Source organism: Williamsia serinedens, assembly GCF_024171725.1.
Classification (GTDB): domain Bacteria; phylum Actinomycetota; class Actinomycetes; order Mycobacteriales; family Mycobacteriaceae; genus Williamsia_A; species Williamsia_A serinedens.
Genome location: NZ_JAMTCG010000004.1, coordinates 74,953 through 89,668, shown reverse-complemented (window position 1 = coordinate 89,668; position 14,716 = coordinate 74,953). Strand labels below are relative to the sequence as shown.

Genomic DNA, 14,716 nt, shown 5'->3' with positions numbered 1-14,716 from the left:
GTCACCAGATTGTGACCCGCTTGTCCGGTGCGAGGTACATCGCGTCGGAGGGGCCGACGCCGAACGTGTCGTAGAACCCGGAGATGTTGCGCACCACCTGGTTGCAGCGGAACTCCGGCGGCGAGTGCGGGTCGGTGGCGAGCTGTTCCTCGACCGCGGCCGGGCGGTACTTGCCGCGCCAGATCCGAGCCCAGGCGAGGAAGACGTCCCGGTCGCGCACCTGGGCCTTCGCCTTCTCGGCCGCGATCCGGTACGCGGACAACGCGATCGACAGACCGCCGAGGTCGGCGAGGTTCTCCCCGACGGTGAGCGCACCGTTGACGTGTTTGTCGGCGGGCAGGCCCTTCGGCACGAGGGTGTCGTACTGGGCGACCAAAGCCTCGGACCGCTTAATGAACTCGGCCCGGTCGGACGCGGTCCACCAGTCGCGCAGGTTCCCGTCGGCGTCGTACTGCGATCCCTGGTCGTCGAAACCGTGCCCGATCTCGTGGCCGATGACCGCGCCGATCCCGCCGTAGTTCACCTGCGGCTCGGCGTCGGGGGAGAAGAACGGGTACTGCAGGATCGCCGCGGGGAAGACGATCTCGTTGAACGTCGGGTCGTAGTAGGCGTTCACGGTCTGCGGGGTCATCTGCCACTCGGTCTTGTCGACCTTCGTGCCGAGTTTCGCGAACTCGCGGCGGGCGGCGAACATCTGACCGTTGCGCACGGACTCGACGACGTCGTCCGCGTCGATCGTCAGGCCGGAGTAGTCCTTCCACTTGTCGGGGTAGCCGATCTTGACCGTCAGCTTGTCGAGCTTGGTGTTCGCCTCTTTGCGCGTCGAGGCACTGAACCAGGTGATGGTCGCGAAGCTCCGACGGTAGGCCTCGACCAGGTTCGCGACGAGGTCGCGGGCGTCGTCCTTCGCCGACCCGGCGAAGTGCTTCGCGACGTACTTCTTGCCCAGTGCCTCCCCGAGGAGCGAGTCGACGAGTGCGACACCGGACTTCCATCGCTCGGGTTCCTTCTCGACCCCGTTCAGGGTGCGGGAGAAGAAGTCGAAGTGCGCCGACCGGAACGGGGTCGCGACGTAGCGGGCGTAGGACCGCAGGACGTTCATCCGCATGTAGTCGCGCAGGGTGTCGATCGGTGTGTCGGTCCACACCTGCGCCGCGGTGCTCACCGACTTCGGTCCGGCGACGACGACCTGCGCGAGTGCGTCGTCGCGGAGTCCGAGTCCCGCACGCCATGCCGCCCAGTCGATCCCGGGCGCCTCCGCGGTGAACTGCGCCCAGCTGCGGGGGTTGTAGGTCTTCTTCGCGTCGCGGCTCTCGACGGTGGTGAGGTGCCCGGCCGCGACGGCCGTCTCCACCGACATCGCGCGCTGGGCCCGGCCCTGCGGGTCGGACAGACCGGCCAGGCGGGCGATCGTGGTGAGGTACTGCACGTACTTCGCGCGGTCCTCGGCGTACGACGCCTCCCGGTAGTACGACTCATCAGGCAGGCCGATGCCCGACTGCACGATGTTGGCCACGTACCGCGTCGAATCCGCCTGGTCGGGTGCGATGTACAGGTCGACGATGCCGGTCGCGCCGGCCGTCGACAGCGCCGCGAGACCGCGTGTCAGCGTGGTCTTGTCCGGCGCGGCGTCGATCGCGTCGAGCAGCGGGCGGACCGGTGTCACGCCCGCAGCATCGATGCGGGACGTGTCCATGAAGCCGCGGTACAGGTCGCGGATCTGGGCGTCCTCACCCGAGGCGTCGGACCCGATGCCCTCGATGATCTGCCGCAGCTGTTTCTCGGCCTCGTCGCTCAGCTCGTCGAACGTGCTGTATCCGGCCTTGTCGGCAGGGATCTGGTAGCCCGCCAGCCAGCCGCCGTTGACGTACCGGTACAGGTCGGCGTTCGGAGGGACCGCGGTGTCGAGCCCGGACAGGTCCGGGGTGAGCGCCGGCCGTCGGGGCGTGTCGTCGCCGCACGCGGCGAGCACCCCGGTCAGTGCCAGGCCGCCGACCCCGGCGAGGAACGCCCGCCTGCCCAGGGTCGGGACGGTCGGATGGGCTGCGCGATCGGTCATTTCGGTCCCCTCTGCTCGTCGGACGTCGATGGTTCGGGCTCGGGTGGTGCGGGTCAGTCGTCGGTCGCCTCGAGGCCGTCGCGGTCGGCCCAGGCGAGCAGGTCGTCGAGTCGGTGGGCGACGTCGTCGATCTCGGCGTGCAGGTCGCCCAGCCGGGCGAACCGCTCGGGCACGGTCGCGATGGTCATGTCGCCGGGCACGATGTCCTCGAGTTCGTCCCACGTGAAGGGTGTCGACACCGTCGCCTCGGGGTTTCCCCGCACGGAGTACGCCGCGGCGATGGTGTGGTCGCGCGCGTTCTGGTTGTAGTCGACGAACACGACGTCGGGCTCGCGGTCCTTGCGCCACCACGTCGTGGTCGCCTCGCCGCCCGCGCGACGTTCGACCTCCCGGGCGAACGCCAGTGCCGCACGCCGGACGTCGGCGAAACCCCACCGCGGTTCGATGCGCACGTAGATGTGCAAGCCGGACCCGCCGGAGGTCTTCGGGAACCCCCGGATCCCGAGTTCGTCGAGGATCTCCTGCGCCACCCGCGCGACGCGCTGCACCCGGTCGAACGGGCAGTCGGGCATGGGATCGAGGTCGATCCGCCACTCGTCGGGCTTCTCGGTGTCGTCGCGGCGCGAGTTCCACGGGTGGAACTCGACCGTCGACATCTGAACGGCCCAGATGACACTCGCCAGTTCGGTGACGCACACCTCGTCGGCGGTTCGGCTGTAGCGGGGGAAGAAGATGCGGACGGTCTCGAGCCAGTCGGGCGCGCCCGCGGGGATGCGCTTCTGATGGACCTTCTGGCCGGCGACACCCTTGGGGAAGCGATGCAGCATGCACGGCCGGTCCCGCAGGGACCGGACGATGCCGTCGCCGACGGCGATGTAGTACATCGCGAGATCCAGCTTCGTCTCACCGCGGGCGGGGAAGTACACGCGCTCGGGGCTGGAGATCCGCAGGACACGCTCGCCGACGGTGAGCTCGACCGGGTCGCCCGCCGACTCCTTCGCCATGCCGTTCGACCCTAGGGCATCACCGCGCGTCGAGCGCCCGTTCGACCGCCCGCACGCGCGTCGCGAGGAACGCACGCGAGACCGGACTGCGTGGGACGACGGTGTCGAAGCCGTGGAACGCCCCCGGGACCACCTCGACGTCGCAGTGCACGCCGTCCTCGCGGAGACGGTGCGCGTAGGTGAGGTCCTCGTCGTAGAAGAGGTCGATCGATCCCACGCCGATCCAGGTGCGCGGCAGCCCCGACAGGTCCTCCCGTCGGGCCGGTACGGCGAGGGCGCGGTCCGCGCCGGCGAGGTACGCCTCCCAGGCGAACGCGTTGCTGCGGGCGCCCCACAGTCGGTGGGCGCGGGGCGGCGACGACGCAGAGCGGGTGCGGTCGTCGAGCATCGGGTACGTCAGCAGCTGGAGGGCGGGATGTGTCTCACCCCTGTCACGCAGCCGCAGCGCGAGGGCAGCGGTCAGCCCGCCGCCCGCGCTCGCGCCGGCGATGACCGTCGCCGCAGGGTCGACATCCGGCCGGTCGCGCAGCCACTCCAGCGCGGTGTGCACGTCGTCGAGAGCCGACGGGTAGGGGTGCTCCGGCGCGAAGCGGTAGGTCACCGCGGCCACCGTCATGCCGACCCGCTCGGCGAACGCCGCGCACAGCGCGTCGTCCTGGACCGGGCTGCCGAACACGTAGCCGCCACCGTGGATCCAGAGCATCGCGGCGCCGTCCTCGCGCGGGCGTGCGGGGCTGTGCACCCGGACGGTCACGCCGTCGCCGATCGCGACCTGGGAGACACCTCGTCGCCCGCGGAGCAGACGGGTGGCCGCCCTCGCCACCGGCAGGGTGGCCCGGGTGACCGGGGACCGGGGCAGCAGACGGTGGGCGATGCGCAGGTCCGGGTGGACGTCGACGGCGGCCATGGAGATCGATGGTGGCACGGCTGCCCCCGTGGCCAGGCGGTAGCCTGCGCACCATGCCTGAATTCGTCCGTCTCGAGCACAGCGACGACCACCCCGGCGTCGCGACCATCCGTCTGGACCGTCCGCCGATGAACGCCCTGAACCGGCAGGTCCAGGACGAGCTCGTGGCGGCCGCGGACGAGGCGTCGCGGGACGACTCGGTGAAGGCGGTCGTGGTCTACGGCGGGCCCAAGGTGTTGGCGGCCGGCGCCGACATCAAGGAGATGAACGACATGACGTTCGCCGAGATGAGCAAGGTCGCCGGGCGGCTGCAGGCTGGGCTGGGCGCGATCGCGTCGATCCCGAAGCCGACGGTCGCCGCCGTCACCGGCTACGCACTCGGCGGCGGACTCGAGGTCGTCCTCGGGGCCGACCGTCGCATCGCCGGCGACAACGCCAAGCTCGGCGTGCCCGAGGTGTTGCTCGGTGTCATCCCGGGTGGCGGCGGCACGCAGCGGCTCGCCCGGCTCATCGGCCCGTCGCGGGCGAAGGACATGGTGTTCACGGGGCGGTTCGTCGGCGCCGAGGAGGCGCTGCGGATCGGTCTCGTCGACGAGGTCGTCGCGCCCGACGAGGTCTACGCGGCGGCCGTGAAGTGGGCGTCGCAGTTCACCAAGGCCGCGTCGGTCGCGTTGGCCGCAGCCAAGGCGTCGATCGACCAGGGCCTCGACACCGATCTCGCGACCGGCCTGAAGATCGAGGCCGCGCAGTTCGCCGCGCTGTTCGCCACCGAGGACCGTGCCATCGGTATGAAGTCGTTCGTCGAGAACGGGCCCGGCAAGGCCGAGTTCCTCGGCAAGTAGCCCGCCCGACCGTCACCACCAGGAGATCGCCCGTGACCTCTGCGCCCTCTGATCCCGCGCCGAACCCGCACGCCACCGCCGCCGAGGTGGACGCCGCGCTCGCCGACACCAAGCTCGCCCAGGTGCTCTACCACGACTGGGAGGCCGAGACCTACGACGAGAAGTGGTCGATCTCCTACGACGAACGCTGCATCGACTACGCCCGCGGTCGTTTCGACGCGGTCGCCGACGACGCGCCGCTGCCGTACGGGCGGGCGCTCGAACTGGGCTGTGGCACAGGCTTCTTCCTGCTCAACCTGATGCAGTCGGGGGTGGCGTCGTCCGGGTCGGTCACCGACCTCTCGCCCGGCATGGTGAAGGTGGCCCTGCGCAACGCCGAGAACCTCGGCCTCGACGTGGACGGCCGCGTGGCCGACGCCGAGACCATCCCCTACGAGGACGACACCTTCGACCTGGTGGTCGGACACGCTGTCCTGCACCACATCCCCGATGTCGAGCAGGCGCTGCGCGAGGTGCTCCGGGTGCTCAAGCCGGGCGGGCGATTCGTGTTCGCCGGCGAACCGTCGACCATCGGCGACTTCTACGCCCGGTGGCTCTCCCGCGGGACGTGGGCGTTGACCACGACCGTCACCCGGTGGAAGCCCCTGCAGGGGTGGCGGCGTCCGCAGGCCGAACTCGACGAGTCGTCGCGTGCGGCCGCACTCGAGGCGGTCGTCGACATCCACACCTTCGACCCGCGTGAGCTCGCGCGCCTCGCCCGCTCCGCCGGAGCCGTCGAGGTCGCCACGGCCACCGAGGAGTTCACCGCCGCCATGCTCGGCTGGCCGGTCCGTACCTTCGAGGCCGCCGTGCCGCAGGACAAGCTCGGCTGGGGCTGGGCACGCTTCGCCTTCGGCGGTTGGAAGCGTCTCACCTGGCTGGACGAGAACGTCATGCGCAAGGTCGTCCCGCCGCAGTTCTTCTACAACGTCGTCGTCTCCGGCCACAAGGCCTGATCGCCACCGGTGGAGGTCGACGACGTCGCCTGGCTCGCCTCGCGGTTCGGTGAGAAGGCGTTGTCGACGGCGCAGGAGCTTCCGCTCCGTCCGGACACGCTGATCGCCGACCTCGCGACGCTGCGCGCCCGCTACCCGGGACGCGACGGCGCTCTGGTCGACGTGGTGCGGGGCCGTCGCCGCGCACGCGGACGCCTGCGGGGCGCCGACGACCTGTTGCTCGACGACGCGTCCGCGCAGCAGGCGACGGCGGCGCCCGTCGCCGCACACCGCGCTCGGCGGATCGCCGCTGCCACACCGGGTGCCGTCGTCCACGACGTGACCTGTTCTGTCGGGGCCGAGTTGCTGGAGCTGACGGTGACACCCGGGATCGGTGGGGTGATCGGGAGCGACCTCGACCCGGCGCGCGCGGCGATGGCGGCGCACAACGTCCCTTGCGCGGCGGTCGCGGTAGCGGACGCGCTGACCCCCACCAGCACCGCCGACGTGGTGATCGCGGACCCCGCGCGCCGAGATGCGTCGGGCGCGCGGAAGTTCCGACTGGAGGACCTTCGACCCGGTCTGTTCGAGTTGCTGTCGGTGTACGCCGGGCGCTCTCTGGTCGTGAAATGCGCACCCGGGCTGGATCATCGGATGTTGCGTGACCGGTTCGGGTTCACCGGCGAGGCGGAGGTGGTGTCGGTCGACGGCGGCGTCCGCGAGGTGGCGTTGTGGACCGACGGCGCCGACCGTCCGCGGAGACGTGCGACCGTGATCCGTTCGGCCGGGCAGGGTTTCGAGATCTCCGACGACGAGCCCGACGACGTCCCTGTGGCGCCGGCTGGCCGGTGGATCGTCGACCCGGACGGCGCGGTGGTCCGCGCGGGGCTCGTGCGGCACTACGCGGCACGCCACGGCCTGTGGCAACTCGACCACCGCATCGCCCATCTCACCGGAGACGCGGTGCCCGCGGGCGAACGGGGGTGGCCGGTGCTGGAGCAGATGCCGTTGACGGAGAAAGCGCTGCGTCGTCGACTGGGGGAGCTCGACTGCGGTGTCCTCGAGATCATGGTGCGCGGTGTCGACATCGATCCCGACCGGTTGCGCTCGCGACTCCGTCTGCGTGGCAGTCGTTCTCTGGCCCTCGTCGTCACCCGGATCGGCGCGGCGGCGACCGTCTTCATCTGTGGTCCGGGGGAGCGGGCGGCGGGATGAGATTGCGCAGTTCGCGTTGATCCCACAGATCGTGAGGTCGCCGGCCGATCGCGGACGCGGTGGCGACGGCGCTCGCGGAAGGGGTTGTCCACAGGTCCCGCTGGTTCCACAGATTGCGGGGCCCCAGCCTGTTCGGGGCTGTTGATGTCGGTCGGCGCCGGTAGCATCGCACACATGTTCGATGACGTGCTCGAGGCGGCGGACCGCCTCGCCGATGCCGTCCGCGGGTGCGAGATGCCCGCCGACGATGACGCGCTGCTGGCGGTGGTGCGTGCCGCGGTCGTCGCCCGCAACACCGCGGACGGGTTGCTGGCCCGGCTGACCGGCGAGGTCGAATGCCGGGGCACCGCGAAGCGGCTGGGGATGTCAGTACGGGAGCTGTTGCGCCGTCACGGTTGTGTGCCGGTGGTGGCGGCGCGGGCGATCCGGCTCGGCCGGGCGATCGCGCATCTGCCGGCGCTGGCGCGACATCTGCGGGATGGGTCGCTGTCGGGCGAGTACGCCGACGCCGTCGCCCGCGGAGTCCGCCACGTCTGCATGCGTACACGCTCACCGCTCGGGTCGAAGCTCGCGGTCGACACCGAGACGGCGCTGATCGGGCACGCCCTCGCCGGCCGGTCGCCGGTCGAGATCGACGACCGGGCCCGCGCCATCGCGCTCGGCCACGCCCCCGACTCCGACGGCGGTGACGAGACGGCGACGCCGGTCGCGGAGGACACGACGCTCAACGAGGTGTCCTGGGGCCAGCGGGACGACGGCCGGTTGGCGGGGTCGTTCGACCTCGACGTCGTCGCCGGCGAACGACTGATCTCCTGCATCGACACCGCGTCACGGCCTCGGCCACTGCCCGACGGCACACCCGATCCGCGGTCCGCGGCCCAGCGGCGGGCGGATGCGTTCGTGCAGGTGCTCGAGGCCGCGTCCCGAGCACTCGGGGTCGACGGGCTGGTCGGGGCGGCGAAGACGGAGATCCTGCTGACCGTGCCCGCCACCCACAGCGAGTGCTGCGGGGTCACCCCGGCGGGGCCGGCGCACCTGCAATGGATGGGCAGCGTCTCCGACGAGGCGGTGTCGCTGCTGTCATGCGACGCCTCGGTCACCCGCATGGCCGTGGATGTCGACGCCGCGCCGGTCGACATCTCCCCGAAGGCCAGGTTGTTCACCGGGCGCATCCGTAAAGCCATCGTGGCCCGTGACCAGTCGTGCGTGATGTGCGGGAATCCCGCCTCGTGGACCGATGTCCACCACATCCTGCCGTTCTCGCAGGGCGGGGCGACGACGTGTGACAACGGGTGCCTGCTGTGCCGGACCTGCCACGTCGCGGTCCACCAGCACGGCTGGGAGATCGTCATGGGCCCCGACCGTCACCCCTGGATCCGGCCACCCGCCACCGTCGACCCACACCGCGAACTGCAGCCCGCCTACAACCGGCGAACACCGCGCCTCGACGCCATGGCCGCCTGACAACGACTCAGCGACAGCACATTTTCCGCACCTGACCGAAGGTCAGGACCGCATCAGGACCTTGACAACTCCACAGAGTGGCCGTGGATCAGTTCGTGGACTTCGGCTTGTCGAAGAAGTAGACCTCGCCGAGGTTCGTGGCCGTTGCGATCGCCCCGTCGGCGGAGACGGCGACGCCGGTCGCGAAGCCCAGTGCGCCGGGCAGTTCGAGGGTGCGCTGCGTCTTCCCGTCGGCGGCCGACACCTCGAGCAGAGACAGCTTCTGGTCCCGGCCCGTCCGCACGACGGTCCATGCGGTACCGGTCTTGGTCAGCGTGGACAGGCTGACGGTCTGCAGATCGGCACGCTGCCAAAGGGGTTCGGCCTTGTCGCCCCGATCGCGGAACGCTCGCAGCGGCGCGCCGATCACCCCGGTGGGGATGATGACGCCGTCGGGGGAGACCGTCATCGTGCCGAACCCGTAGCCGCCGACGAAGTAACTCCACCGGGTCTTGCCGGTCGCGGCGTCGAGCGCGTAGATGCTGCCGAGACGGTCGAAGACATACAGCGTCTTCTTGTCCTCGGAGAGCGTCGGCGTGCCGATGACACCGCTCGGTATCTGGGCGGTCCAGGCGTCGCGCAGCGCGACCGAGCCGTTGACGGCGTCGTACCGCAGGGCCCGGACCTCCGAGGCGATCGACTTCGCGGGCCAGAAGCCGATGTAGAAGCGCTGGGCCGCGGTGTCGACGGCCGGACTGGCCTGGATCGGGCAGTTGGGTCCGCCGGTGATGCAGTCGCCGAGGCCGGTCGTCGGCTGCGAGGCGTCGATGTCGGGCCGCAGGGTGACCCCGGGTGCGGCCGGCTGCCCGGTCTGCGAGTTGATCAGGACCACCTGGCCCAGGTCGGTGACGAGCAGCACGACGCCGGGGCCGGCGAACTTGAGAGAGACGGGCACACCGGCGGTGGGGAAACGCCACCGGATGGATCCGCCGCCGTTGTAGGCGACCAGGTTGCCCGCCTCGCCGACGTAGACGTTGTCGTACTGGTCGACGAGCATGGCGTTCAACTCGACCCCGGCAGCCATGCGGCGGCACCAGTTCTTGCGGCCCGCGCGGGGGTCGAAGACGAAGGTGTTGCACCCGCTGTCGGTGCGGGACGTGACCTGGACGTTGGACCGGCCGGAGATGGTGAGGGGCGCGGAGACGGGCCCGCCGGTGGGACGGCTCCACGACAGCGTCAGGTCGTCCGGCACGTCGGGGTAGGCGAAGTTCGCGTTGCCCGCGTCGCCGCCGTAGCTCGACCACCCGGCGCTCGGGATGGAGCGGACGTCGGCCTCGCCGTCGGCACACGCCGCGACCAGGGTCACGGCCGCCAGGAGCAGGACCGTCCACCGTGCGGTCACACCGCGTCGGCCACGCGTGGCCACCGAGCTGTCCCGCATCGTTCTCCTGTCCTCACCTGCGCCTCCCGGGTCGGTCGTGATGCCGACTCACCCGATCGCATCGGTGAGCCTATCGCGGGCCCCGCGGCGGCCCGGGACCCCGCGCACACGGCCGATAGGGTGTCTGGCCATGACGACCATGTGGAACGCGTCGCTTCGTTCGCGTCGCCGCGCGGGCCGACGTCGTGACCCCGACCAGATCCGCTTCCTCACCGTCGCGTCGCTGCGCTGGGTGATCAGCCACCGCGCCTACACGCCCTGGTATCTGGTCCGCTACTTCCGTCTGTGGCGCTTCCGGACCGCGAACCCGCACGTGGTCCTCAAGGGGATGGTGTTCCTCGGCCGGAACGTCGAGATCCACGCGACGCCCGAACTGTCGCGGATGGAGATCGGGCGGTGGGTGCACATCGGCGACGGCAACTCCATCCGATGCCACGAGGGGTCGATGCGCATCGGTGACAAGACCGTCTTCGGCGCCAACAACGTGGTGAACGCCTACCTCGACATCGAGATCGGCGCGTCGACGCTGGTCGCCGACTGGTGCTACATCTGCGATTTCGACCACCGCACCGAGGACATCACCCTGCCGATCAAGGACCAGGGCATCGTGAAGGGCCCGGTTCGCATCGGCCCGGACACGTGGATCGCCGCCAAGGTGTCGGTGTTGCGCAACACCGTCGTCGGACGGGGATGCGTCCTGGGCTCACATGCCGTGGTGCGCGGAGAGATCCCCGACTACTCGATCGCCGTCGGTGCCCCGGCCCGGGTGGTGCGCAACCGCGCCGACGACTGGGCCGCCTCGGCCGAGCGCCGCGCCGAGCACGCGCGCGCTCTCGCCGACATCGAGCGCAAGAAGGCGACCACGCCGGACGCGGGCTGACCGCGGCGGCGGATCCGTCAGCGGAGGAGCTTGACCTGTCCCGCGTCGAGCATGCCGGCGAACATCTCCTCCAGCGACTCGCGCATCGGCCGGTACGAGATGCCCAACGCCTCACGGCTCTTGGTGTTGTCCAGGTGCAGCGGGCCGCCGGAGCAGCGCCGGACGAACCGGCGGTCGCGCCCGACCAACGGTGCCACCGCGACGAGCAGCGGGATCGGCAACGGGAAACGCGGCAGCGGCCGCTTCAGACCGAACTTCGGGAGCAGCGCCTTGCCCATCTCGAGCAGGTCGGTGTCGGCGGCGGACAGGATGTGCCGACCCGACGCACCGGGGGTGAACGCGGCGGTGACATGTGCCTGCGCCACCTCGCGGACGTCGACGACGCCGATCTTGATCCGCGGTGCACCGAGAGCCATCATCCCGTTGCCGAGCTGGGTGACGATGGCGAAGCTCTCCGACGTCGGGGCGGGTCCGAGCGGCGGGCCGATCACCAGCGACGGGTTGACGACGACGAGATCCCAGCGCGACTGCGCGTCCGCGATCTCCCAGGCCTTCTTCTCCGCCAACGTCTTCGACAGGTTGTAGGGCTCGTAGTCGAGTGTCGCCGAGGTGTTCCAGTCGTCCTCGGTCAGCGACCCGCCGGCGTTCGCGCAGTCGACGGTGTCGGTGTAGATCGCGGCGACCGAACTGGTCAGCACCACGCGGCGCACCGACTCGGTGCGGTCGGCCGACTCGAGCACGGTGCGCGTGCCCTCCACGGCGGGGTCCACCAGTTCCTTCTGCGGGTCCTTCACGTCCGTCGTGAACGGCGACGCCGTGTGGAAGACGACGCCACAGCCGGCCATCGCCGCGTCGTACGAGCCGTCGGTCAACAGATCCGCGGCGAAGAACTCGATGGTGCCCGGCGCAGCGTCGGCGAGAGCCCGCAGGTGGGCGGTCTTGCGCCGGTCGTCGGGGTTGCGCACCGCGGCGTGCACGGTGACGCCCGCGTCGAGCAGGTCCTTGACCACCCACCCGGCGACGTAGCCGGTGGCGCCGGTGACCAGCACCGGCGTCGTCGTGTCGATCTCGAGGCTGCTGAGGTACTGCGCGGGGCCGGTCACGGCGTCAGGGTAGCGGTCAGTCCGCGCCGAGGTCACGGTCGGGCAAGGGCCTTGTGACGATCTCCGGGCGGCCGATCGGGTGGCGCACACGCCGCTTCGCCGACAGGTACACCTCGGCCGTCCGCGCGGCGACGAGTCGCCAACTGAAGTCGGACGTCAGCCGCTCCCGCGCGGCGACCGCCCGGCCCTGGGCCGCAGCGGGATCAAGCAGCACCGCACGCACCGCCGCGGCGAGTCCGGTGACGTCGCCGGGAGCGAATGCCATCCCGGTGACGCCGTCGGTCACCGCCTCTCCGAGCCCTCCGGCCGTCGAGGTCACCAGCGGTGCCCCGACGGCGGCGGCCTCGAGGGCGACGATCCCGAACGGCTCGTAGCGACTCGGCAGCACTATCGCGTCGCACCGCTGCAGCGCGGAGAGGAGCCCCGCGTGGTCGGCGGTGCCGCGGAACCGCACCGCCCGCACGACCCGGTGCGTGCGGGCGAGGCCGCGCAGCCAGGTCTCCTGCGTGCCGTCGCCGAGTATGTCGAGGGTGGTGCCGGGATGCGTGCGGCGCAGTCGGGGCATGGCGGCGATCAGGTCCTGCACGCCCTTCTCGTACTCCAGGCGGCCTGCGTAGAGCAGCCGCGGTGGGCCGTCGTGCGCGCTCCGCGGGGTGAACGGCCATGTGCTGACGTCGATCCCGTTGTGGATCGTGTGGATCTCGGAGAGATCCGGGCCGAACAGACGCGCCACCTCGTCGCGCATCGAGGCCGAACAGGCGATGAGCGCGTCGGCCTCGGCGGCGAGCCACCACTCGACGGAGTGGACCTGCCTGTTGATGGTGCCGGCGACCCATCCGCTGTGCCGGCCGGCCTCGGTCGCGTGGATCGTCGCCACGAGGGGCACGTCGTGGACCTGGGCGAGGGTGATCGCGGCGTGCGCCACGAGCCAGTCGTGGGCGTGCACCACGTCGGGGACCCAGCGCGAGCCGTCGTGGTCGCCGACGGCCAGCCCGGCGCGGACCAGGGCATGGCCGAGACCGAGGGTCCAGGCCATCATGTCGCGCGCGAACTCGAAGTCGGGCGGGTCTTCCGCGACCGCCACGACGCGGACGCCCTCCACCACGGTGTCGGTGGTCGGGTGGCTGAGCGCGTCCGTGCCGGACGGCCTGCGGGACAGGACGACCACCTCGTGGCCGGCGGCGGCGAGCGCGACGCTCAGGTGGTGGACGTGTCGGCCGAGGCCGCCGACGACGACCGGCGGGTACTCCCACGACACCATCAGCACCCTCATGGCGCGGCCCCGGACACTCGACGCGCGTCGGTCGCCGTCCATCGCCGTGCGTCGAGGGCGCCGAAGGGCCCGTCCGCGCGCCGCCACACCTCGGCGAGGCGTCGCGCGGTGTCCTCCCGACCGCGGTCGGCGGCGTCGGCGATCTCGCGGGCGGCGTGGGCGTGGGTGAACGCCCGCTCCCGGGCGTAGTCCGCGGCGGTGTCCTTGGACACCATGAACGCCCAGTCGGAGGCGACGGCCAACACCGTCTCGCGCACGATCTGGTCGGCGACCGGATCCCGCACCGCCGCATGGTGGTCGAGGCGTTTGGCGACGGTGTCGAGCGCGGCGGCGGTCACCTCACGCTGCACGCGCGCGAGGTCGGACACGGCGGGTCCGTCCCACACCCGCCAGTCCTTGCCCGACCCCCAGCTCGAGGGGCCGAGATCGACCGGCGCGCCGACGAACCCGTCGGCGATCGCGGTCCGCAGACTGCTCACCTGCACGCCCGCCTCCGGCAGTGCCCGCAGAACCGCCTCGAGCCACTGCGGCCCCTCGTGCCACCAGTGCCCGAACAGTTCGGTGTCGAACGCGGCGACGACCAGGGCGGGACGTCCGATGCGCGCCGACTCGGCGGCGAGTCGCTCGCGGACGTGACCGACGAAGTCGGCGGCGTGGGCGTCGACCGCCCGAGCGGCCCGCTCGGGGTCGTAGGGCGCCTTGCGTCCGGCGGGCACCGACCGCCCGGTGACGCGCGAGGCCTTGAAGCCGAAACGGTGGTCCCACGTGTGGAAGTCGCGGTAGGCCGCGTGACCCGGATAACCCGACCGCGGCGACCACACCCGGTAGCTGATCTCGAGATCACGTCCGACGGCGACGACGTCGGACGACCCGACCGGTCGCGCCAGGGCGGTGTCCCCGCGCAGCGCGGGGCCGTCGACGAGGAAATGCGTCACGCCCGCCGCGGCGTAGTCCTCCTCCATCCCGGGGGCGTACGCGCACTCCGGTGCCCAGATCCCGGTGGGCCGCCGACCGATCCGCCGTCGGGTGTCGGCGAGTCCCTCGTCGAGACAGAAGCGCCGCAGGCGCGGATCCATCGTGGGTGCGAAGCCGTGGGCGAGCGGGCCCGACAGCAACTCCACGACATCAGCGTCGACCAGCGACCGCAGGACCCCGGAACCGCCATGGCGCCAGCGGGTCTCGAAGTCGGCCAGTGCGGACTCGGCGGCGCGGTGCTCCCGCCGACCCAGGTCCGCTGCGATCTCGTCGGAGTGGACGTGCCCGTGCACCGCGGCCTCGTGGGCGCGCTCCCGCCACGACCCGAGCCACGCGTGCATCCCCTCACCGCAGTAGGGGTCGTCGAGCTGTGACGCCAGGATCGGCGTCATCCCCAGGCTCATCAGGTCGCGATGGCCGTCGTCGGCCAGCCGACGCAGCGCCGCCGCCACCGGGAGATAGGACGCGGCCCACGACTGGTGGAGCCACTCCTCGCCGACCGGCCAGGCGCCGTGATGGGCCAGCCAGGGAAGATGGGAGTGCAGCACCAGGGTGAACCGCCCCGGCACCGTCGACGCGCTCATCGGTCTGTGGTCATCG

The 14,716-nt window shown here is 71.3% G+C and carries 12 protein-coding genes; 5 read left to right on the top strand and 7 right to left on the bottom strand.

Going from position 1 to position 14,716, the window contains the following annotated elements; all coding sequences use genetic code 11:
- Position 1: 1 nt before the first annotated feature.
- Genes LX12_RS11420 through LX12_RS11410 form a run of 3 tightly spaced genes read right to left on the bottom strand, consistent with a single transcriptional unit; the run spans position 2 to position 3,970 of the window.
- Entirely contained in the window at positions 2 to 2,059 is a 2,058-nt protein-coding gene (locus LX12_RS11420) for a M13 family metallopeptidase (RefSeq protein ID WP_253654687.1), read from the bottom strand.
- A 53-nt stretch (positions 2,060 to 2,112) separates the two neighbouring features.
- Positions 2,113 to 3,063: a non-homologous end-joining DNA ligase gene (ligD, locus tag LX12_RS11415; RefSeq protein WP_253654686.1), complete on the bottom strand. Its 951-nt coding sequence runs from the start codon at positions 3,061 to 3,063 to the stop codon at positions 2,113 to 2,115.
- 19 nt (positions 3,064 to 3,082) lie between these two features.
- Positions 3,083 to 3,970 carry an alpha/beta hydrolase gene (locus tag LX12_RS11410; RefSeq protein ID WP_253654685.1) on the bottom strand — a complete coding sequence of 296 codons (888 nt, stop codon included), beginning with the start codon at positions 3,968 to 3,970 and terminating at the stop codon, positions 3,083 to 3,085.
- A gap of 53 nt (positions 3,971 to 4,023) precedes the next feature.
- On the opposite strand from LX12_RS11410, the gene LX12_RS11405 reads away from it, so the two are divergent.
- From LX12_RS11405 to LX12_RS11390, 4 genes are all read left to right on the top strand, one after another.
- The gene (locus LX12_RS11405) at positions 4,024 to 4,812 is read left to right on the top strand and encodes an enoyl-CoA hydratase/isomerase family protein (RefSeq protein WP_253654684.1); all 789 of its coding nucleotides are present in this window, start codon (positions 4,024 to 4,026) and stop codon (positions 4,810 to 4,812) included.
- Between the two features lie 32 nt (positions 4,813 to 4,844).
- Positions 4,845 to 5,807: a class I SAM-dependent methyltransferase gene (locus tag LX12_RS11400; RefSeq protein ID WP_253654683.1), complete on the top strand. Its 963-nt coding sequence runs from the start codon at positions 4,845 to 4,847 to the stop codon at positions 5,805 to 5,807.
- A 9-nt stretch (positions 5,808 to 5,816) separates the two neighbouring features.
- The gene (locus LX12_RS11395; RefSeq protein WP_253654682.1) at positions 5,817 to 7,001 is read left to right on the top strand and encodes a THUMP-like domain-containing protein; all 1,185 of its coding nucleotides are present in this window, start codon (positions 5,817 to 5,819) and stop codon (positions 6,999 to 7,001) included.
- A 174-nt stretch (positions 7,002 to 7,175) separates the two neighbouring features.
- Positions 7,176 to 8,465, top strand: coding sequence for an HNH endonuclease signature motif containing protein (locus LX12_RS11390; protein ID WP_253654681.1), 1,290 nt, complete (start codon positions 7,176 to 7,178; stop codon positions 8,463 to 8,465).
- 88 nt (positions 8,466 to 8,553) lie between these two features.
- On the opposite strand, the gene LX12_RS11385 is transcribed toward LX12_RS11390, so the two are convergent.
- On the bottom strand, positions 8,554 to 9,885 hold the full coding sequence (locus LX12_RS11385; RefSeq protein ID WP_253654680.1) for an outer membrane protein assembly factor BamB family protein: 1,332 nt from the start codon (positions 9,883 to 9,885) through the stop codon (positions 8,554 to 8,556).
- Positions 9,886 to 10,015: 130 nt separating this feature from the next.
- Between LX12_RS11385 and LX12_RS11380 the strand changes: the two genes are divergently transcribed.
- Complete coding sequence (locus LX12_RS11380) at positions 10,016 to 10,765, top strand: acyltransferase (RefSeq protein ID WP_253654679.1); 750 nt, start codon at positions 10,016 to 10,018, stop codon at positions 10,763 to 10,765.
- Between the two features lie 17 nt (positions 10,766 to 10,782).
- Here the strand turns inward: LX12_RS11380 and LX12_RS11375 are convergent, their stop codons facing one another.
- Genes LX12_RS11375 through LX12_RS11365 form a run of 3 tightly spaced genes read right to left on the bottom strand, consistent with a single transcriptional unit; the run spans position 10,783 to position 14,700 of the window.
- Positions 10,783 to 11,868 (bottom strand): NAD-dependent epimerase/dehydratase family protein, encoded by a 1,086-nt coding sequence (locus LX12_RS11375; RefSeq protein WP_253654678.1) that lies wholly within the window; start codon positions 11,866 to 11,868, stop codon positions 10,783 to 10,785.
- 16 nt (positions 11,869 to 11,884) lie between these two features.
- A complete protein-coding gene (locus tag LX12_RS11370) occupies positions 11,885 to 13,141 on the bottom strand; it encodes a glycosyltransferase family 4 protein (protein WP_253654677.1) in 1,257 nt (418 codons plus the stop codon).
- On the bottom strand, positions 13,138 to 14,700 hold the full coding sequence (locus LX12_RS11365) for a 1,4-alpha-glucan branching protein domain-containing protein (protein ID WP_253654676.1): 1,563 nt from the start codon (positions 14,698 to 14,700) through the stop codon (positions 13,138 to 13,140). Before LX12_RS11365 ends, LX12_RS11370 begins: the two co-directional genes overlap by 4 nt.
- Positions 14,701 to 14,716: the final 16 nt, after the last annotated feature.

Coding starts and splice junctions, on each gene's coding strand:
- LX12_RS11420 (WP_253654687.1), bottom strand. CDS start 2,059: ATGACCGATCGCGCAGCCCATCCGACCGTCCCGACCCTGGGCAGGCGG.
- ligD (WP_253654686.1), bottom strand. CDS start 3,063: ATGGCGAAGGAGTCGGCGGGCGACCCGGTCGAGCTCACCGTCGGCGAG.
- LX12_RS11410 (WP_253654685.1), bottom strand. CDS start 3,970: ATGGCCGCCGTCGACGTCCACCCGGACCTGCGCATCGCCCACCGTCTG.
- LX12_RS11405 (WP_253654684.1), top strand. CDS start 4,024: ATGCCTGAATTCGTCCGTCTCGAGCACAGCGACGACCACCCCGGCGTC.
- LX12_RS11390 (WP_253654681.1), top strand. CDS start 7,176: ATGTTCGATGACGTGCTCGAGGCGGCGGACCGCCTCGCCGATGCCGTC.
- LX12_RS11385 (WP_253654680.1), bottom strand. CDS start 9,885: ATGCGGGACAGCTCGGTGGCCACGCGTGGCCGACGCGGTGTGACCGCA.
- LX12_RS11380 (WP_253654679.1), top strand. CDS start 10,016: ATGACGACCATGTGGAACGCGTCGCTTCGTTCGCGTCGCCGCGCGGGC.
- LX12_RS11370 (WP_253654677.1), bottom strand. CDS start 13,141: ATGAGGGTGCTGATGGTGTCGTGGGAGTACCCGCCGGTCGTCGTCGGC.
- LX12_RS11365 (WP_253654676.1), bottom strand. CDS start 14,700: ATGAGCGCGTCGACGGTGCCGGGGCGGTTCACCCTGGTGCTGCACTCC.